Origin of the sequence: Halomonas sp. HK25 (assembly GCF_047795635.1) — a bacterium.
GTDB lineage: Bacteria > Pseudomonadota > Gammaproteobacteria > Pseudomonadales > Halomonadaceae > Halomonas.
This window is the reverse complement of record NZ_CP181044.1, coordinates 2,856,543-2,873,720: the sequence shown is the minus strand read 5'-3', so window position 1 is coordinate 2,873,720 and position 17,178 is coordinate 2,856,543. Positions and strand designations below refer to the sequence as shown.

General features: G+C 66.7%; 18 protein-coding genes and 1 pseudogene. 12 read left to right on the top strand and 7 right to left on the bottom strand.

All coding sequences use genetic code 11. The annotated features are described in order from the left end of the window. Nucleotides 1-44 precede the first annotated feature (44 nt). Nucleotides 45-1,388, bottom strand: a complete 1,344-nt coding sequence (gene miaB, locus ACM26W_RS13670; RefSeq protein WP_416137523.1) for a tRNA (N6-isopentenyl adenosine(37)-C2)-methylthiotransferase MiaB — start codon at nt 1,386-1,388, stop codon at nt 45-47. Nucleotides 1,389-1,624: 236 nt separating this feature from the next. On the opposite strand from miaB, the gene ACM26W_RS13665 reads away from it, so the two are divergent. The 3 genes from ACM26W_RS13665 (at nt 1,625) to ACM26W_RS13655 (ending at nt 3,473) form a co-directional block, all read left to right on the top strand. Further along, on the top strand, nt 1,625-1,954 hold the full coding sequence (locus ACM26W_RS13665) for a DUF1820 family protein (protein WP_416137522.1): 330 nt from the start codon (nt 1,625-1,627) through the stop codon (nt 1,952-1,954). A gap of 243 nt (nt 1,955-2,197) precedes the next feature. Continuing rightward, nucleotides 2,198-2,824, top strand: coding sequence for a TIGR04211 family SH3 domain-containing protein (locus ACM26W_RS13660; RefSeq protein ID WP_416137521.1), 627 nt, complete (start codon nt 2,198-2,200; stop codon nt 2,822-2,824). A 10-nt stretch (nt 2,825-2,834) separates the two neighbouring features. Continuing rightward, nucleotides 2,835-3,473, top strand: coding sequence for a thiopurine S-methyltransferase (locus ACM26W_RS13655; protein WP_416137520.1), 639 nt, complete (start codon nt 2,835-2,837; stop codon nt 3,471-3,473). A gap of 74 nt (nt 3,474-3,547) precedes the next feature. On the opposite strand, the gene ACM26W_RS13650 is transcribed toward ACM26W_RS13655, so the two are convergent. Next, on the bottom strand, nt 3,548-4,153 hold the full coding sequence (locus tag ACM26W_RS13650; protein ID WP_416137519.1) for a YajG family lipoprotein: 606 nt from the start codon (nt 4,151-4,153) through the stop codon (nt 3,548-3,550). A gap of 162 nt (nt 4,154-4,315) precedes the next feature. On the opposite strand from ACM26W_RS13650, the gene ACM26W_RS13645 reads away from it, so the two are divergent. After that, nucleotides 4,316-4,744, top strand: a complete 429-nt coding sequence (locus ACM26W_RS13645; RefSeq protein WP_416137518.1) for a GNAT family N-acetyltransferase — start codon at nt 4,316-4,318, stop codon at nt 4,742-4,744. A gap of 6 nt (nt 4,745-4,750) precedes the next feature. Here the strand turns inward: ACM26W_RS13645 and ACM26W_RS13640 are convergent, their stop codons facing one another. The 4 genes from ACM26W_RS13640 to cysP are packed head-to-tail and all read right to left on the bottom strand — an operon-like array spanning nt 4,751 to nt 8,584. Then, nucleotides 4,751-5,854 (bottom strand): sulfate/molybdate ABC transporter ATP-binding protein, encoded by a 1,104-nt coding sequence (locus ACM26W_RS13640; protein WP_416137517.1) that lies wholly within the window; start codon nt 5,852-5,854, stop codon nt 4,751-4,753. Next, the gene (gene cysW / locus ACM26W_RS13635) at nt 5,851-6,678 is read right to left on the bottom strand and encodes a sulfate ABC transporter permease subunit CysW (protein WP_416137516.1); all 828 of its coding nucleotides are present in this window, start codon (nt 6,676-6,678) and stop codon (nt 5,851-5,853) included. The genes ACM26W_RS13640 and cysW overlap by 4 nt, the downstream gene beginning before the upstream one ends. Further along, on the bottom strand, nt 6,678-7,541 hold the full coding sequence (gene cysT / locus ACM26W_RS13630) for a sulfate ABC transporter permease subunit CysT (RefSeq protein ID WP_416137515.1): 864 nt from the start codon (nt 7,539-7,541) through the stop codon (nt 6,678-6,680). Before cysT ends, cysW begins: the two co-directional genes overlap by 1 nt. A gap of 32 nt (nt 7,542-7,573) precedes the next feature. Beyond that, nucleotides 7,574-8,584 carry a thiosulfate ABC transporter substrate-binding protein CysP gene (cysP, locus tag ACM26W_RS13625; protein WP_416137514.1) on the bottom strand — a complete coding sequence of 337 codons (1,011 nt, stop codon included), beginning with the start codon at nt 8,582-8,584 and terminating at the stop codon, nt 7,574-7,576. Between the two features lie 189 nt (nt 8,585-8,773). Between cysP and rpe the strand changes: the two genes are divergently transcribed. The 8 genes and pseudogenes from rpe to ACM26W_RS13585 all read left to right on the top strand — a co-directional run bounded on the left by rpe (nt 8,774) and on the right by ACM26W_RS13585 (nt 15,943). Further along, on the top strand, nt 8,774-9,475 hold the full coding sequence (gene rpe / locus ACM26W_RS13620) for a ribulose-phosphate 3-epimerase (protein WP_416137513.1): 702 nt from the start codon (nt 8,774-8,776) through the stop codon (nt 9,473-9,475). A 4-nt stretch (nt 9,476-9,479) separates the two neighbouring features. Beyond that, nucleotides 9,480-9,713, top strand: a pseudogene (locus ACM26W_RS13615) (GIY-YIG nuclease family protein); the annotation flags it as partial. Nucleotides 9,714-9,791: 78 nt separating this feature from the next. Next, nucleotides 9,792-10,535 carry a phosphoglycolate phosphatase gene (gph, locus tag ACM26W_RS13610; RefSeq protein ID WP_416140894.1) on the top strand — a complete coding sequence of 248 codons (744 nt, stop codon included), beginning with the start codon at nt 9,792-9,794 and terminating at the stop codon, nt 10,533-10,535. Between the two features lie 272 nt (nt 10,536-10,807). Beyond that, nucleotides 10,808-12,304, top strand: coding sequence for an anthranilate synthase component I (gene trpE / locus ACM26W_RS13605; RefSeq protein WP_416140893.1), 1,497 nt, complete (start codon nt 10,808-10,810; stop codon nt 12,302-12,304). Between the two features lie 23 nt (nt 12,305-12,327). Continuing rightward, nucleotides 12,328-12,936, top strand: coding sequence for an anthranilate synthase component II (locus ACM26W_RS13600; RefSeq protein WP_416137512.1), 609 nt, complete (start codon nt 12,328-12,330; stop codon nt 12,934-12,936). 27 nt (nt 12,937-12,963) lie between these two features. Next, nucleotides 12,964-13,989: an anthranilate phosphoribosyltransferase gene (trpD, locus tag ACM26W_RS13595; protein ID WP_416137511.1), complete on the top strand. Its 1,026-nt coding sequence runs from the start codon at nt 12,964-12,966 to the stop codon at nt 13,987-13,989. A 44-nt stretch (nt 13,990-14,033) separates the two neighbouring features. After that, the gene (gene trpC / locus ACM26W_RS13590) at nt 14,034-14,843 is read left to right on the top strand and encodes an indole-3-glycerol phosphate synthase TrpC (RefSeq protein ID WP_416137510.1); all 810 of its coding nucleotides are present in this window, start codon (nt 14,034-14,036) and stop codon (nt 14,841-14,843) included. A 50-nt stretch (nt 14,844-14,893) separates the two neighbouring features. Continuing rightward, nucleotides 14,894-15,943, top strand: a complete 1,050-nt coding sequence (locus ACM26W_RS13585) for a PDDEXK nuclease domain-containing protein (RefSeq protein WP_416137509.1) — start codon at nt 14,894-14,896, stop codon at nt 15,941-15,943. A 191-nt stretch (nt 15,944-16,134) separates the two neighbouring features. Here the strand turns inward: ACM26W_RS13585 and ACM26W_RS13580 are convergent, their stop codons facing one another. Next, complete coding sequence (locus ACM26W_RS13580; RefSeq protein WP_416137508.1) at nt 16,135-17,076, bottom strand: carbon-nitrogen hydrolase family protein; 942 nt, start codon at nt 17,074-17,076, stop codon at nt 16,135-16,137. Nucleotides 17,077-17,178 lie beyond the last annotated feature (102 nt).

The window sequence follows — 17,178 nt, the reverse complement described above, 5'->3', positions numbered from 1 at the left end:
TGCCCCGGCGCATACCGGGGCAATAACGGCACCTTGGCGAGGCGTCAGTAGACGTCCGGTGAGGCGAGCTCGCCGCGCAGCGAGTTGGGCAGCGCCTCGGTGATCTCCACGTCGACGAAATAGCCGATCAGCTCGGTGGGGTTGGCGGCGCGGAAATTGACTACCCGGTTGTTCTCGGTGCGACCGGAAAGCTGACCCGGGTCGCGGGGGGAGAAGCCGGTGACCAGGATGCGCTGGGTGGTGCCCACCATGCGCCGGCTGATCTGCATCGTCTGCTGGTTGATGCGCTCCTGGAGGATCGCCAGGCGCTGCTTCTTGACCGCCTCCGGCGTGTCGTCGGCAAGCGAGGCCGCCGGCGTGCCTGGGCGAGCCGAATAGACGAAGCTGAAGGAGTGGTCGAAGCCGATCTGGCCGATCAGCTCCATGGTGGCCGCGAAGTCCTCGTCGGTCTCGCCGGGGAAGCCGATGATGAAGTCGGACGAGAAGCTGATGTCGGGGCGCAGCTCGCGGATGCGCTCCATCTTGTCGATGTACTCTTCCGCGGTGTGGCCCCGCTTCATGGCGGAAAGGATGCGGTCGGAGCCGGCCTGTACCGGCAGGTGCAGGTGGCTGACCAGCTCGGGGATCTCGCCATAGGCCTCGATCAGGCTGTCGGTGAACTCCACCGGATGCGAGGTGGTGAAGCGGATGCGGTCGATGCCTTCGACGGCCGCTACGCAGCCGATCAGCTCGGCCAGGTCGATCTCGTCGCCGAGCTGGTTGAGTCCGCGGTAGGCGTTGACGTTCTGGCCCAGCAGGTTGATCTCGCGCACGCCCTGGTCGGCCAGGTGGATCACCTCGTCCATCACCGCCTCGAAGGGGCGCGAGACCTCCTCGCCACGGGTGTAGGGCACCACGCAGAAGGTGCAGTACTTGGAACAGCCCTCCATCACCGAGACGAAGGCGGTGGCCCCGTCTGAGCTCGGCTTGGGCAGGTGGTCGAACTTCTCGATCTCCGGGAAGGTGACGTCGACCATCGAGATCTGCTCCTGCTGGCGGGCATCGAGCATCGAGGGCACCCGGTGCAGGGTCTGGGGGCCGAACACCATGTCAACATGGGGGGCCCGCTTGCGCAGGGCCTCGCCCTCCTGGCTGGCCACGCAGCCGCCGACGCCGATCACCAGGTCGGGGTTGGCCTCCTTGAGCTTCTTCCAGCGGCCGAGCTGGTGGAAGACCTTTTCCTGGGCCTTCTCGCGGATCGAGCAGGTGTTGAGCAGGATGACGTCGGCCTCGCGCTCGTCGTCGGTGAGCTCGAGCCGGTGGGATTCGCCGAGCAGATCCGCCATGCGCGCGGAGTCGTACTCGTTCATCTGGCAGCCGTGCGTCTTGATGAAGAGTTTCTTCGCCATAAGAGTTGGGTCGTGGCGCCAGGCGCCCGACGTCTGTCACCAGTGGATGAAGGGGGGAGGTGTCGTGAACTCGCGGCCGCGGCGGGCCCGACTGAGCTGACTGACTGAGCTGACTGAAAAGTAACCCCGGATTATACGCGTCGCCCGGCGATGGGGCCAGCATGGGCCGTCGGCTGCGGGATTGTGCTACGCTTGCGCCTCTTGTCGAAACACCGGTTCGAGGGACACTCAGCACCATGGCGGCGAAGCCTATTTATCGGGTGGTTTTCCACCAGCAGGGAGAAGTGTGGGAGCTCTATGCTCGCGAGATCTTCCAGAGCGATCTGTGGGGCTTCATCGAGGTCGAGGAGTTCGTCTTCGAGGACGCCTCCCGTCTGGTGGTGGACCCTTCCGCGGACAAGCTGCGGCTCACCTTCGAGGGCGTCATCCGCAGCTATCTGCCGCTCAACGCCATCGTGCGTATCGATGAGGTGGAACGGGGAGGCACGCCCCGGGCGGTGAAGAGCGACGGTCGAGTAGCCGAGTTCCCGCGCCCCTTTTCGCCGCCTTCCCCTCCGGAGCGCTGAAGAACGCTGGTCACGAAATGATCAACAAGGGCACAGGGCAGGCGCCACGCCGCTGGTGGGCTCCTTTCCAGCGGTTGTCCCGAACCTTGTCCACAGGAGCTGTGGAAAAGCTCCTGTGGAAAACGGCCGATATACCGGCCGAGCGCGAATGGCCGTCTCATCGCAGCGGCGTCGGCAGGAAGCCGGCGTCGGACACCGGTCGCGCCAGAGTGGAAATCCGCCAGCTTTAGCCAGGACAACGGCATGACACGACACGACATCAGACGACTCAGCCTGGGCCTTGCCCTGGGGCTCCTTGCCCTGCCACTCCAAGCCCAGCAGAACGACGCGACCCACTGGGTCAGCGATTCCCTCACCACCTATGTGCGCAGCGGCCCCACCGATGGCTACCGCATCATCGGCACCCTGACCGCCGGTGAGCCGGTGGAACGGCTCGAGACCAGCGGCGACTACAGCCGGGTGCAGAATGCCGACGGCAACACCGTCTGGATTCTCACCAGCGAGCTGCAGGACGTTCCCAGCGCCCAGGTGCGCGTGCCGGAACTGGAGCAGCAGGTGGCCGAGCTCTCCGCCGAGCTCGATGGCATCAACGAGCAGTGGGAGAGTCGCACCTCCGCCCAGCGCGAGGCTCTGGAGACCCGCGAGGCGCGCATCGTCGAGCTCGAGTCCCGCAACCAGGCGCTGGACGCCGAGAGCGAGCAGTCTCGCCAGACCATCCGACAGCTGCAGGCGCGCCTGGAGACCCAGGAGGAGGACCTGCTGATGCGCTACTTCATGTATGGCGGCGGGGTGGCAGGCGCCGGCCTGCTGGTAGGGCTGATCGTCCCCCACCTGCCGCGCCGCAAGAGCAAGCGCGACCGCTGGTTCTGAGGAGAGGGTGATGGCCAACGAATGGCTGGATCGCTGGCGTGAGGGGCGCATCGGTTTCCACCGCGATCGCCCCCACTCGATGCTGGTGGCCCACTGGCCGGGCCTGGAGGTAAGGCCCGGCACCAAGGTGCTGGTGCCGCTGTGTGGCAAGAGCCTGGACATGCGCTGGCTGGCCAGCGGGGACCATCCGGTGCTGGGGATCGAACTGGCGCCGGAGGCCATCGAGCAGTTCATCGCCGAGGGGCAGGGCGTCGCCACCCGCTACCATCAGGCGGGGTTCCAGATCTGCCGCCAGGGCAACGTGGAGCTGTGGCAGGGGGACTTCTTCCATTTCCATATCGAGCAAGCGGCGGAGATCGGGGCCTTCTACGACCGCGCTTCGTTGATCTCGCTGCCGCCGGCCACTCGCCAGCGCTATGCCTTTCATCTGGCGCAGCTGGTGCCGCCCGGCAGCCGTGGCCTGCTGATCAGCCTCGAGCGCAAGCCGGGCGATGAGGGCGGCCCGCCGTTCAGCGTGTCGCCCGATGAGGTCCAGGAGCTGTTCTCTCCCAACTTCCGGGTCACCCTGCTGGCGCAGGGCGAACCGCAGGCGGGCAGCGGCTTTCGCGAGAGTGTCTGGGCGCTGGTGCGCCGCGGGCCGCTGGAGTAGCGCGGGAACATCAGATGCAGCGAGGGCGCCCAGTGGGCGCCCTCGCTGCTTTTTCGTGGCAGGCTCCGGCCGAGTCATCGCGCCAGCAGCTGGCCCAGCTCCGGATCCCGGAAGGCGCGGTTGAGGCCATCGGAGAGCAGGTCGTTGACCATGCGGGCGTTGGTATCGCGGTCCGGGCGCACGGCATAGCTCTGGGTGCGGCGCGAGGTATAGGTCCCGGTGTAGGTGCTGCCACCGTTGACCGCCTCTGCGATGAGTACCGCCTCCAGGCGCGCCTCGTCGATCACCGGTCGGCTCTGGCCGCGCGCGTAGCCCAGGTGGTCCAGGGTCAGGGTCAGGCTGGGCCGCCCCGGCGCGTTCTCGGCGGTGGGGCTGAAGCCCATGTCGCGCACCGCGCGCTCCGCTTCACGCTGCAGGTGCGGCACCAGCTCGTGGGCGTTGACCGTGATGATGGCCGTCGACATGGCGCTGCCGGTGCGGGTGCCGATCACCTCGCTGTCGCGGCCGTCCACGGCGATCACCGTGACCGCCTGGCCGTTGCCGGTGACCGGTACCTCGGCGCTGCGCTGGGGGTTGAGCTGCAGATAGTGGGGGCTGGCGCAGGCGGCGAGCAGTCCGGCGGTCAGCAGACCGGCGGAGAGTCGAAGCAGGAGGGGACGAAGGGGGCGGCGCGGCTGCATGGGGGATCTCCCTTGGGCAGGGGGTAGGCATTCGGGTGGGCAGTATATCCCCTCGCGCCGGGCCCCGGAATTGCTCGGGCACGGGCTGTCCCTCAACGGTACACTGAAGGGATGGCCCCACGATGACACATGCTCGCTGGTTCAGCCCGTTGGAGAAAAGCGATGATTCGTCCCGCCGTCCCCCAGGAGATTCCGCAGCTGGCCGATATCTGGCTGCGTGCCTCGTGTCGGGCCCACGACTTCATCCCTGCGGACTATTGGGAGTCGCATTTCGATGCCATGGCCGAGGAGCGCCTGCCTGGCGCCGACGAGCTGCTGGTGCTGGAGGTCGAGGGGCGGGTGATCGGTTTTGCCGCCCTCAACGGTAACCATCTCGAGGCGCTGTTCGTCGATCCCGAGGTGCAGAGCTACGGTCACGGCTCGCGGCTGATGGCCCACGCCATGGCCCATCATTCACGGCTGTCGCTGTGTGTCTTCTCGCGCAACGTGCGCGCGGTCTCCTTCTACCGGCGCCTGGGCTTCCAGGTGGTCGAGGAGTGTCTTGAGCCGCGCACCGGCGAGGTGGAGACCCTGATGGCCTGGCAGAGCTGAGCCGCCTCAGGCCGCGTCGGCCATTACCGATCGCTCGAGTTGGCCGGCGGGAAATCGGTGCCAGCGGCGCGGCACGACGAACAGCCGCTGGCCGCGGCGCAGATCGAGGCGCTCATAGTCGGCGTGACGCACGGTGGCCAGCCAGGGCTCGCCCAGCCAGTCTGCGGCCAGCTCCACGCGCACCTCGGCCCCCACCGGGGAGATGGCAGTGACCGTTACCGGCAGCCGGGCCTCCGGGGCCGGCGCCTGTGCCAGGCGTACTTCGTGGGGACGCAGCAGTAGCTCCTCTGGGCCGTCCGGAAGGTCTACCGAAAGGCGTGCCTCGCCGCAGGTGAGCACCCCGTCGCGCACCTCGCCCTCCAGGTGGTTCACGTCCCCCAGGAACTCGAACACGAAACGGTTGGCCGGCGCCCGGTAGACGGCGTCCGGGGTGTCGATCTGCTCGATGCGCCCGTTGCTCATCACTGCCACGCGATCGGAGAGCTCCAGGGCCTCTTCCTGATCGTGGGTCACGAAGAGACTGGTGAAGCCCAGCTCGTCATGCAGATGGCGTAGCCAGCGGCGCAGGTCCTGGCGCACCTTGGCATCCAGAGCGCCGAAGGGCTCATCGAGCAGCAGCACATCGGGGCGCAGCGCCAGGGCGCGCGCCAGCGACACGCGCTGCTGCTGGCCGCCGGAGAGCTGGGCCGGGTAGCGGTTGGCCAGCTGTTCGAGCTGCACCATCTCCAGCAGTCGGTGCACCCGGGCGCGGATCTCGCCGACGGTGGGACGATTCCTGCGCGGCATCACGGTGAGCCCGAAGGCTACGTTGTCGAACACCGTCATGTGCCGAAACAGGGCATAGTGCTGGAAGACGAAGCCGATGCGCCGATCGCGCACATGCACGTCGGTGACGTCGCGGTCGCCGAATAGGATGCGTGCGCCGATGCCCGGATCGGCGTTCTCCAGCCCGGCGATGATCCTCAGCAGGGTGGTCTTGCCGGAGCCGGAGGGGCCCAGCAGGCCGATCAGCTCGCCGTCGTGGATATCCAGGTTCACCGGCTCCAGCGCCCGAGTGCGCTGGCGCCCGGCGTCGAAGTGCTTGCCGATGTTGTGCAGGCGAATGCTCATGGATGAGCCTCCTGGCGCGCGGCGCGCCATTCGAGTCCAGCCTTGGCGGCCAGGGTGAGCAGGGCGATGAGGGCCAGCAGAGCGGCGCTGGCGAAGGCCCCCACGGTGTTGTAGTCCTGGTAGAGCTGCTCGAGGTGCAGTGGCAGGGTGTTGGTCTGGCCGCGGATGGCACCTGAGACCACCGAGACGGCGCCGAATTCCCCCACCGCCCGGGCGTTGGTGAGGATCACCCCGTAGAGCAGTGCCCAGCGGATATTGGGCAGGGTCACCCGGCGGAAGATCGTCCAGCCCGGGGCGCCGAGGGTCACGGCAGCCTCCTCTTCCCGAGATCCCTGGGCCTGCATCAGCGGGATCAGCTCCCGGGCGACGAAGGGGCAGGTGACGAAGATGGTCACCATCAGGATCCCCGGCCAGGCGAACATCAGCTGGATATCGTGGCCGTCGAGCCAGCCACCCAGCCAGCCGTTGCGCCCGTAGAGCAGCAGGTAGATCAGGCCCGCCACCACCGGCGACACCGCGAAGGGAATGTCGATCAGGGTCTGCAGCACTCGCCGGCCCGGAAACTGGAAACGGGTCACCAGCCAGGCCAGGGCCACGCCGAACACCAGGCAGACGGGAATGGTCAGCAGGGTGATGAACAGCGTCAGGCCGATGGCCGCCACGGTGTATTCGTTGCTGACATTGGTCCAGAACACCGCCACGCCCTGGGCGAAGGCCTGGGCGAAGATTGCCACCAGCGGCAACAGCAGGAACAGTGCCGCCAGTGCCACCGCGGCGAGGATCAGGGCCCGGCGCACGGCCGGGGCATCACCGATACGTTGCATCAGCCGCGCCCTCCATGCAGTCGCTTGATGAAGCGCCCCTGCCAGATATTGATGGCCAGCAGCAGCGCCAGCGAAACGAACAGCACCACCGAGGCGATGGCCGAGGCGCCGGCGTAGTCGTACTCCTGCAGGCGCACGAAGATCATCAGCGCGGTGATCTCGGTCTCGTAGGGCATGTTGCCGGCGATGAAGATGATGGCGCCGAACTCGCCCAGCGAACGCACGAAGGCTAGACCGGTGCCGGTGACCAGCGCCGGCCACAGGTGGGGCAGGATGACCCGGCGGAAGGCGGTGCCGTCGGAGGCGCCCAGGGTCAGCGCGGCTTCATCCACTTCCACCGGCAGGTCCTCCAGCACCGGCTGCACCGTGCGTACCACGAAGGGAATGCTGGTGAAGGCCATGGCCAGGGCGATGCCCACCCAGGTGTAGGCCACCTGCAGCCCCAGCGGCTCCAGCAGCTGGCCCATCCAGCCGTTGCTGGAATAGAGAGTGGCCAGGGTGATGCCGGCCACCGCCGTGGGCAGGGCGAAGGGCAGGTCCATCAGGGCATCGAGCAGTCGCTTGCCGGGGAAGTCGTAGCGTACCAGCACCCAGGCCAGCAGCAGGCCAAAGGCGGCGTTGACCAGCGCCGCCACGGCGGCGGCACCGATGGTCACCGTGTAGCTGGCCACCACCCGGCCGTCGCTGATGATTGCCCAGTACTCGGCCAGGCTGAGCCCGGCCAGCTGACCGAACAGGCCGGTCATCGGCAGCAGCAGCACCAGCGAGACAAACAGCAGGCTCACGCCCAGCGACAGGCCGAACCCAGGCAGCACCCGCTTGGGGGCGCGGCCGATGGCGAAGGGAAGGGCTCGGGTGCTCATGGGCGTGACTCGTCTCCTTGTGGAGGGGTGGCTCAGCGGCGCTGCAGCTGGTCGAGCAGGCCGCCGCCGGCGAAGTGGTCTTCCATGGCCGCGTCCCAGCCGCCGAACACGTCCTCGACGCGCAGCAGCTCGGTTTCGGGGAAGGCGTCCGCGAACTCCTCGACCACCGCCTCGTGATGCACACGGTAGTTGAAGCCGGCCAGCTGGCGCTGGGCCTCCTCGCTGTAGAGGTACTCCACGTAGGCCTGGGCCAGGTCGAGGGTGCCGTTGCGCTCGGCGTTGGGCTCGACCACGGCGACCGGGAATTCGGCCAGGATGCTGACCGGCGGCACGATCACCTCAAAGTCGTCCTCGCCGTACTCGCCGCGAATGTTGTTGACCTCGGACTCGAAGCTGATCAGGACATCGCCCAGGCCACGCTCGATGAAGCTGGTGGTGGCGCCACGGCCGCCGGTGTCGAATACCGCCACGTTGCGCAGGAAGGTGCGCATGAAGTCGTGGACCTGCTCCTCGTCGCCGTCGAAATGCTGCTCGGCGAAGCCCCAGGCGGCCAGGTAGGTGTAGCGGCCGTTGCCGGAGGTCTTGGGATTGGGGAAGACCAGGCGCACATCTTCACGGGCCAGATCGTCCCAGCTCTCGATGCCCTTGGGGTTGTCCTTGCGCACCAGGAAGGCGGTGGTGGAGTAGTAGGGCGAGGCGTTGTTGTCGAACGCCTGCTGCCACTCCTCGGCCACCAGGCCGCCGTCGGCCAGGGCCTGGACGTCGGTGACCTGGTTGTAGGTCACCACATCGGCACGCAGGCCCTGCAGGATGGCACGGGCCTGGGCGGAGGAGCCGCCGTGGGATTGGCTGACCGCTACCTCTTCGCCCTGAGTCTCCTGCCAGTGGGCGATGAACTCGGGGTTGATGGCCGAGAACAGCTCGCGGGCAATGTCGTAGGAGGAGTTGAGCAGTTCGCGCTCAGCCGCCGCGGCCGGGCCGATGAGGCCCGCACCCAGGGCGATGGCGAGCAGGGAGCGCTGGAACAGGGGGGGCAGGGTCATGGGGTCACTCCGGAATTCGTTGGCATTGCCGAAAGGTTAAGTGTGGGAAATAGTAATTACAATGATATTTTTTATTCTATTTTAAACTATGCCTCTGCTGAGGGCGCATCGCCCCCACCCCTGCGCTGCCGTCATGCGGCGGCTCTGCTAGAATGCGCTCTCTTCGCAAGCGACCGCCTGGACCCTTCCATGACCGATGCGACCCGCGACTTCCTGATCGCCCCCTCTATCCTCTCCGCCGATTTCGCGCGCCTGGGCGCGGAGGTGGACGACGTGCTGGCCTCCGGCGCCGATATCGTTCACTTCGATGTGATGGACAACCACTATGTGCCCAACCTGACCATCGGCCCCATGGTCTGCGAGGCGCTCAGAAAGCACGGTGTCACCGCGCCCATCGACGTGCACCTGATGGTGCGCCCCGTGGACCGACTGATCGGCGACTTCATCGACGCCGGGGCCAGCATCATCACTTTCCACCCCGAGGCCTCGGACCACGTCGACCGCTCCCTGCAGCTGATCCGCGACGGCGGCTGCCGGGCCGGCCTGGTGTTCAACCCGGCCACGCCGCTCTCCTATCTCGACTACGTGATGGACAAGGTCGACATGGTGCTGCTGATGAGCGTCAACCCCGGCTTCGGCGGCCAGTCGTTCATCCCTGGCACCCTGGACAAGCTGCGCGAGGCGCGCCGCCGCATCGACGCCTCCGGCTACGACATTCGCCTGGAGATCGACGGCGGGGTCAAGGTCGACAACATCACCGAGATCGCTCGGGCCGGCGCCGACACCTTCGTGGCCGGCTCGGCGGTGTTCAAGGCGCGTAACGCTTCAGACCCCCACCGCTACGACGGCGTGATCCGCGACTTCCGCGAGCAGCTGGCCGGCGTGCGCTGAGGCCGTGAACGAACCTCGCCCCGAGACCCCGGTGCCGGTGTGGCACCTCTACCTGCTGGAGACGGCGGGCGGGGCGCTCTACACCGGCATCACCACCGACGTGGAGCGCCGCCTGGCCGAGCATGCCGCCGGCCGCGGCGCCAAGGCGCTGCGCGGCAAGGGGCCGCTTCGCCTACGCCATCATGAGCCGGTGGGCGGCCACGGCGTGGCGCTGCGGCTCGAGGCCGAGATCAAGCGGCTGTCGGCCGCCGGCAAGCGGGCCTGGCTGGCGGCGCGACAGGCCAAACGGAAAGATCAAGGACAGCAAGGAGAGAGCATGCACCCCCTTCTCGACGGTATCGACCTGGTGGCCTTCGACCTGGACGGCACCCTGATCGACTCGGTGCCCGACCTGGCGCTGGCCGTGGACGCCGCCCTGGCCGAGCTGGGCCTGCCTGTCGCCGGCGAGGCGAGGGTGCGCGACTGGGTCGGCAACGGATCGCTCAAGCTGATGGAGCGCGCACTGCGTCATGCTGCTGGCGTTGGCGAGGCGTCTCACAGCGAGGCGCCGGGGACGGGTCGTAGAGGAGGGGGACCTGTCGTCGGAGAAGCTTCGCAGGAATCCATCGACAAGGCTCTGCTGGAGCGCGCCCATGCGGTCTTCCTCGAGCACTACGGCCGCGACCCCGGCGCCCATACCCGGCTCTATCCCGGCGTGCGCGAATGCCTCGATGCCCTGCGCGCCCGCGGCCTGCTCCTGGCGCTGGTGACCAACAAGCCCCACGCCTTTATCGCCCCGCTGCTGGAGGGCCTGGGCCTGGCCGACCACTTCACGCTCTGCCTGGGTGGCGACAGCCTGCCCGAGAAGAAGCCTCATCCGGCGCCGCTGCTGCACGTGGCCAGCCATTTCGGCCTGTCTCCGGAGCGCTGCCTGATGGTGGGAGACTCCCGCCACGATATCGCCGCGGGCAAGGCCGCCGGCTTTCTCACCCTGGCGGTACCCTACGGCTACAATCACGGCGAGCCGGTGCGCGAGAGCGGCCCGGATGGCGTGGTTGAATCGCTGGTGGAACTCGTTTAACGTGAATTCGGCTAATGCTATAAGCGCGGCCTAATCAATATGTTATTGCTATCAGAAGCGGAAGCCTCTCGATGATCAGCCGCACCCTGTTGGATACCTGCTTTCCCTTCGGCGTCTCTCCGGGCGCCGGCCCCCGCCCGAGCCGCTTGCTTGTCCGCGGCGGCTGGCGATGGTGACGCTGTTTCCATGTTGAACCGCGGCGCTTGCTCCTGCCAAGCCTCGCCGTCCTGCGCCCCATCGCCAACCCGATACACCGAGGATTCCCGGGCATGATGACCCCCGAACGCTTCCGCGAGCTGGCCGACGCCGGCTACAACCGTATTCCGGTCACCCGCGAGGTGCTGGCCGATCTCGACACGCCGCTCTCCACCTACCTCAAGCTGGCCAATTCTCCCTGGTGCTTCCTGCTGGAATCCGTGCAGGGCGGCGAGAAGTGGGGGCGCTACTCCATCATCGGGCTGCCCAGCCGTGAGCGTATCGAGGTGCGTGGCTTCACCGTGCACCACTTCGTGGATGACGAGTTGCAGGGCGCCGCCGAGGTGGAGGACCCGCTCGAGTGGATCGAGCAGTTCCAGGCCCGCTTCAAGGTGCCGCGCCTGGACGACCAGCCGCGCTTCGACGGTGGCCTGGTGGGCTACTTCGGCTATGACACCATCCGCTATATCGAGCCGCGGCTGCGCAGCCAGGCCGCCGCCGCCAAGCCCGACCCGCTGGGCGTGCCGGATATCCTGCTGATGGTGTGCGACGAGCTGGTGGTGTTCGACAACCTCTCCGGGCGCCTGGCGCTGTGGACCCACGCCGACCCGGCCGAGCCCGATGCCTACGGCCGTGCCGTGCAGCGCCTGGAAGAGCTGGAGATCCGCCTGCGCAGCGCCACCCTCAACACCATCAGCCCCGGTACCGGAGGCGCCGCGGTGGAGGAGGGCGACTTTACCTCCGGCTTCACCGAAGCGGGCTTCAAGACCGCGGTGGAGACCATCAAGGAGTATGTGCTGGCCGGTGACGTCATGCAGTGCGTGCCCTCTCAGCGCATGTCGATTCCCTACCGCGCCGCCCCCCTGGACCTCTACCGGGCCCTGCGCAGTCTCAATCCCTCGCCCTACATGTTCTTCCTCGACCTGGGCGACCACCAGGTGGCCGGCTCCTCGCCGGAGATCCTCACTCGCCTGGAGGAGGGCGAGGTGACGGTGCGGCCCATCGCCGGCACCCGCAAGCGCGGGCGCAGCGAGGAGGAGGACCAGGCGCTGGAAGCAGAGCTGCTGGCCGACCCCAAGGAGCGCGCCGAGCACCTGATGCTGATCGACCTGGGCCGCAACGACGTGGGGCGCATCAGCGAGACCGGCTCGGTGAAGGTCACCGAGGAGATGGCGGTGGAGCGCTACTCCCATGTCATGCATATCGTCTCCAACGTCACCGGCCGGCTCAAGTCGGGGCTGACCGCCATGGACGCCCTGCGCGCCACCTTCCCGGCGGGCACCGTCTCCGGCGCGCCCAAGATCCGCGCGCTGGAGATCATCGACGAGCTGGAGCCGGTCAAGCGTGGCATCTACTCCGGGGCGGTGGGCTATCTCTCCTGGCACGGCAACATGGACACCGCCATTGCCATCCGCACCGCGGTGATCAAGGACGGCCAGCTGCACGTCCAGGCCGGCGCCGGCATCGTCGCCGACTCGGTGCCCGAGATGGAGTGGCAGGAGACCCTCAACAAGGGGCGGGCGCTGTTCCGCGCTGTGGCCATGGCCGAGCGCGGCCTGGACAACCTCGAATAGCCAAGGCGCCGGAGAGACGACCGATGAAAGTCTGCATGATCGACAATTACGACAGCTTCACCTTCAATGTGGTGCAGTACTTGGGCGAGCTGGGCGCCGAGGTGGAGACCCACCGCAACGACGCCATCACCCTCGAGCAGATCGAGGCCATGGCACCCACGCATCTGGTGATCTCGCCGGGACCCTGCACGCCCAATGAGGCGGGCCTCTCCATGGCCGCCATCCGCCACTTTGCCGGAAGGCTGCCCATACTCGGCATCTGCCTGGGCCACCAGGCCATCGGCCAGGTCTATGGTGGTGAGGTGGTGCGTGCTCCCCAGGTGATGCACGGCAAGACCTCGGCCATTCGCCACGCCGGCCTGGGGGTGTTCGAGGGGCTTGATGACCCTCTCGAGGTGACCCGCTATCACTCCCTGGTGGTGGCCCGGGACTCGCTGCCCGAGTGCCTGGAGGTGACCGCCTGGACCGCCGACGACGACGTCACTCCGGGACTGATCATGGGCCTTCGCCATCGCGAACTCGATGTGGAGGGGGTGCAGTTCCACCCCGAGTCGATTCTGACCCGCCAGGGGCACGAGCTGCTGGCCAACTTTCTCAAGCGTCGTGCGCCGGCGCCGCTGGGCCGCGCCTGATTCGAGGCTGATTAAAGGATAGTGACCATGCAGATGCGAGACGCCCTCGGCGCCCTGATGCGCCGCGAGAACCTGAACTTTGCCGAGACCCTCGATGTGATGCGCCAGATCATGACCGGGGAGGCCAGCGACCCGCAGATCGCTGCCTTCCTGATGGGCATGGCCATGAAGGGCGAGACCGCCGAGGAGATCAGCGCCGCGGCCCAGGTGATGCGCGAGCTGATGAAGCCGGTGCAGCTGCCGGCCCGGCTCGAGAACGTGGTGGACATCGTCGGCACCGGCGGCGATGGCGCCAACCTGTTCAATGTCTCCACCGCGGCAAGCTTCGTGGTGGCCGCCGCCGGTGGCCACGTGGCCAAGCACGGCAACCGCGGCGTGTCGTCGTCGTCGGGCAGCGCCGACCTCTTTGCCGTGGCCGGGATCCACCTGGATATCGAGGCCGAGCAGGTGGCGCGCTGCATCACCGAGGTGGGCGTGGGCTTCATGTTTGCCCCCAACCATCACCCTGCGATGCGCCATGCCGTGGGGCCGCGCCGTGAGATGGGCGTTCGCACCTTGTTCAATATCCTGGGGCCGCTGACCAACCCCGCCGGGGCGCCCAACCAGGTGCTGGGGGTCTATGACCCGGCGCTGGTGCCGCTGATGGCCGAGGTGCTGCGTCGCCTGGGCAGTCGCCACGTGCTGGTGGTGCATGCCGAGGATGGCCTGGACGAGATCTCCTTGGCCCAGCCGACCCTGGTGGCCGAGCTGAAGGAGGGCGAGATCACCGAATATGTGATCACCCCGGAGGCGTTGGGCATTGCCCGCCAGTCACTGGACCCGCTGCGGGTGCAGTCCGCCGAGGACAGCCTCCGCCTGGTGGAGCAAGCCCTGGTAGGGGAGGGCCCCGCGGCGGATATCGTTTCGCTGAACGCCGGCGCGGCGCTCTACGTCTCGGACGTGGCCGACAGCCTCAAGGAGGGGGTGGCCCTGGCCCAGGACGCCCAGGCCTCGAAGCTGCCCCTGGAGAAGCTCAGGGAGTTGGCCAACTTCACCCGCGTCTTCCTGCAGTGAGCGCACCCCCACTGTTCTGCGCACCCCCATCAAGGAGCTAACCGATGAGCGTTTCCCCGGGGGCGACCCCCACCATCCTGACCCGTATCCTCGCGCGCAAGGACGAGGAGGTGGCCGAGCGTTCCCGTGCCGTTGCCGAGGCCGAGCTGCTGCGCCTGGCCGCCGAACAGAGCGCCCCGCGGGGCTTCGTGGCCGCCATGCAGCGCATGATCGCCGCGGGCGACCCGGCGGTGATCGCCGAGGTCAAGAAGGCCTCGCCCTCCCGGGGGGTGATCCGTGAGGACTTCCGCCCGGGTGAGATCGCGGCGAGCTACGCCAAGGGAGGCGCCGTCTGCCTCTCGGTGCTCACCGACGCCGACTTCTTCCAGGGCCACGAGGACTACCTGATCGAGGTTCGTGACGCCTGCGACTTGCCGGTGATTCGCAAGGACTTCACCACCCACGGCTACCAGGTGAGCGAGGCCCGCGCCATTGGCGCCGATTGCATCCTGCTGATCGTCGCCGCCCTGGACGACGCCCAGATGGCCGACCTCAACCGCCAGGCCGTCGAGCTCGGTATGGACGTGCTGGTGGAGGTCCACGACGCCCTGGAGCTCGAGCGGGCGCTGAAGCTCGACCTGACCCTGGTGGGTATCAATAACCGAGACCTGCACACCTTCGACACCACCCTGGACACCACCCTGAACCTGCTGTCGCGGATCCCGAAGGAGGTCACCGTGGTCACCGAGTCGGGTATCCATACCCGCGACGACGTGCTGCGCATGCGCGAACACGACGTCAACGCCTTCCTGGTGGGTGAGGCCTTCATGCGCGAGGCCGACCCCGGCGAGGCCCTGCGTCGGCTGTTTTTCTGATTGAAGCGGGTCGTGATGCAGAGGCAACCGATGGGGAGGAGCCCGCCGCTATGAGTGATAAGGCAGGCACCAACCCTGCGCTAGTTACCGAGCTGCGCGAACTGATCGACGGCGCTCGCCAGCGTGCGGCGGTGGCCGTCAACGCCGAGCTCACAATGCTCTACTGGCAACTGGGCTCGCGCATCCACCGGGAGATTCTGGGCCAGCAACGCGCTGAGTATGGTGAGAAGATTGTCTCTGCACTGGCGAGACAGTTGACGGCGGAGTATGGGCGCGGCTTCTCGGCCAAGAATCTGCACCATATGATCCGCTTTGCCGAGGTGTTTCCCGAGGAGGAGACAGTCTCCGCGCTGCGGAGAGATTTGAGCTGGACCCATCTCAAGATGTTGATCTACCTCGACGATTCGCTCAAGCGCGACTTCTATATCGAGCTGAGCCGGCTGGAGGACTGGTCATCGCGCCAGCTGCAGGAGCGCATCCAGTCGATGCTCTTCGAGCGCAGCGCCATCTCGAAGAAGCCCGAGGAGACCATCCGCCACGAGCTCGCCACCCTGCGTCGGGGCGGCGAGGCCTCTCCCGCACTGCTGCTCAAGGACCCCTACCTGCTCGACTTCCTCGGCCTCAACGATCGCTATCTGGAGCGCGACCTTGAAGACGCCATCCTGCGTGAGATTGAACAGTTCCTGCTCGAGCTTGGCGCGGGGTTTACCTTCGTGGCGCGGCAAAGGCGCATCCAGATCGATGACGAAGATTTCTACATCGACCTGCTGTTCTACAACCGCAAGCTCAAGCGTCTGGTGGCCATCGACCTCAAGCTGGGGCGGTTCAAGGCCGAGTACAAGGGCCAGATGGAGCTCTACCTGCGCTGGCTGGCCCGCCATGAGCAGGAGGCCGGCGAGAATCCTCCGCTGGGCATCATCCTCTGCGCGGGTAAGCAGCGAGAACAGATAGAACTGCTGGAGTTGGACAAGAGCGGTATCCATGTTGCCGAATACCTGACAGTGCTGCCGCCCCGAGAGACTCTGCAGGCCAAGCTGCATCAGTCCATCGTCGCCGCCAGGGCAAGGCTCCAAGGAGGCCAGGACGAATCAAGGGACTGACCGATACAAGGAACCCGCCGCATGTCGAACGCCACACGCCCGGAACGCTTGACCCAGAACCGCGTGATCCACCTGTTGACCCGGTCAGAGCAGGCCCACGGCGATGATGATTAGGCCGATCATGATCAGGGTGCGGTTCATGGGCTCGATTGCTGTCTATGCTCGAAATTCTTGTAATACCGATCATCGGCTCAGGAATCGGTAAATACGGCCGGTGCCTGGGGCGCGCGATTCACCGTCAGCGAGAAGATATCCGGGCGGCCATAATGGCCGGCCACGTCGAGGGAGCGTCGTGAGCGGAGGGCCGTCTCGATATCGATATCGGCATAGAGGATGCCCTTCTCGCGATTCATCGGGCCTGCCGTGATATCCCCGGACGGTGCAATGACGACGGCATTGCCCACGTTGATCCACTCTTCCGGCGTATAGAGCGCGTCACGTTCGGGAAAGGTGTCGGGGATATCGCTGCCCTGGATGGCGGTGGCGGTCCCGATGACCCAGCATCCACCCTCCTTGGCAATGTGGCGCAGAGTGGCCAGGCAGGTGTCGCTTGAATCCCAGGTGGGATTGATGAAAATTTCCATGGCCTGACTGTAGAGGGCATGGCGCGCCAACGGCATGTAGCACTCCCAGCAGATCAAGCTTCCGACACGTCCGGCGGGCGTGTCGACGACCCTGAGCCCGCTCCCATCGCCCATACCCCACACCATGCGTTCGGGGTTGGTGGGCATCAGCTTGCGGTGACGGTTGAGAAGGGTGCCATCCGGACCGATGACCACGACGCTGTTGAACAGGGTCGTGCCGCTGTAGCGGCTGTCGATCTCGTTGATGCCCACCACCAGCGTTATGGAAAGCCGGGCCGCTGCCTCCTGAAGAGCGTCGAGATGTCCGGCGCTCAGGTCGACGGCGTTCTCGCGAAGCCGGGCATGGAGTTCGCTGGAAAGGGCCATGTCGCCGCCTGGCTTGAGCCGCCATATCCAAGTCGGATAGCCGGGAATATAGGCCTCCGGGAATACCAGCAGGATCGCCCCGGCCGATGCTGCCTCGTCGATGGTCTCGAGCATCCCCGCGATGGTGGCGTCTCGCTGCAGCATGACCGGTGGTGTCTGGATGACTGCGATCTTCGTGACCATGACGGCATACCTCGCGCATGGTGTGGAAAGTGCAGAGTCACCTGCCGGTGACGCTGCACCCCTCAGGCGATGGAACTCATGCCTGACATTGATTCGCTGGAG

Bases quoted from the DNA above. Each gene is read 5' to 3' on its own strand.
- trpD (WP_416137511.1), top strand. From the start codon at position 12,964: ATGCAGATGCGAGACGCCCTCGGCGCCCTGATGCGCCGCGAGAACCTG.
- ACM26W_RS13645 (WP_416137518.1), top strand. From the start codon at position 4,316: ATGATTCGTCCCGCCGTCCCCCAGGAGATTCCGCAGCTGGCCGATATC.
- gph (WP_416140894.1), top strand. From the start codon at position 9,792: ATGCACCCCCTTCTCGACGGTATCGACCTGGTGGCCTTCGACCTGGAC.
- ACM26W_RS13640 (WP_416137517.1), bottom strand. From the start codon at position 5,854: ATGAGCATTCGCCTGCACAACATCGGCAAGCACTTCGACGCCGGGCGC.
- ACM26W_RS13580 (WP_416137508.1), bottom strand. From the start codon at position 17,076: ATGGTCACGAAGATCGCAGTCATCCAGACACCACCGGTCATGCTGCAG.
- trpE (WP_416140893.1), top strand. From the start codon at position 10,808: ATGACCCCCGAACGCTTCCGCGAGCTGGCCGACGCCGGCTACAACCGT.
- cysP (WP_416137514.1), bottom strand. From the start codon at position 8,584: ATGACCCTGCCCCCCCTGTTCCAGCGCTCCCTGCTCGCCATCGCCCTG.
- ACM26W_RS13650 (WP_416137519.1), bottom strand. From the start codon at position 4,153: ATGCAGCCGCGCCGCCCCCTTCGTCCCCTCCTGCTTCGACTCTCCGCC.
- trpC (WP_416137510.1), top strand. From the start codon at position 14,034: ATGAGCGTTTCCCCGGGGGCGACCCCCACCATCCTGACCCGTATCCTC.
- ACM26W_RS13660 (WP_416137521.1), top strand. From the start codon at position 2,198: ATGACACGACACGACATCAGACGACTCAGCCTGGGCCTTGCCCTGGGG.
- ACM26W_RS13600 (WP_416137512.1), top strand. From the start codon at position 12,328: ATGAAAGTCTGCATGATCGACAATTACGACAGCTTCACCTTCAATGTG.
- miaB (WP_416137523.1), bottom strand. From the start codon at position 1,388: ATGGCGAAGAAACTCTTCATCAAGACGCACGGCTGCCAGATGAACGAG.
- cysW (WP_416137516.1), bottom strand. From the start codon at position 6,678: ATGCAACGTATCGGTGATGCCCCGGCCGTGCGCCGGGCCCTGATCCTC.
- cysT (WP_416137515.1), bottom strand. From the start codon at position 7,541: ATGAGCACCCGAGCCCTTCCCTTCGCCATCGGCCGCGCCCCCAAGCGG.
- ACM26W_RS13665 (WP_416137522.1), top strand. From the start codon at position 1,625: ATGGCGGCGAAGCCTATTTATCGGGTGGTTTTCCACCAGCAGGGAGAA.
- ACM26W_RS13585 (WP_416137509.1), top strand. From the start codon at position 14,894: ATGAGTGATAAGGCAGGCACCAACCCTGCGCTAGTTACCGAGCTGCGC.
- ACM26W_RS13655 (WP_416137520.1), top strand. From the start codon at position 2,835: ATGGCCAACGAATGGCTGGATCGCTGGCGTGAGGGGCGCATCGGTTTC.
- rpe (WP_416137513.1), top strand. From the start codon at position 8,774: ATGACCGATGCGACCCGCGACTTCCTGATCGCCCCCTCTATCCTCTCC.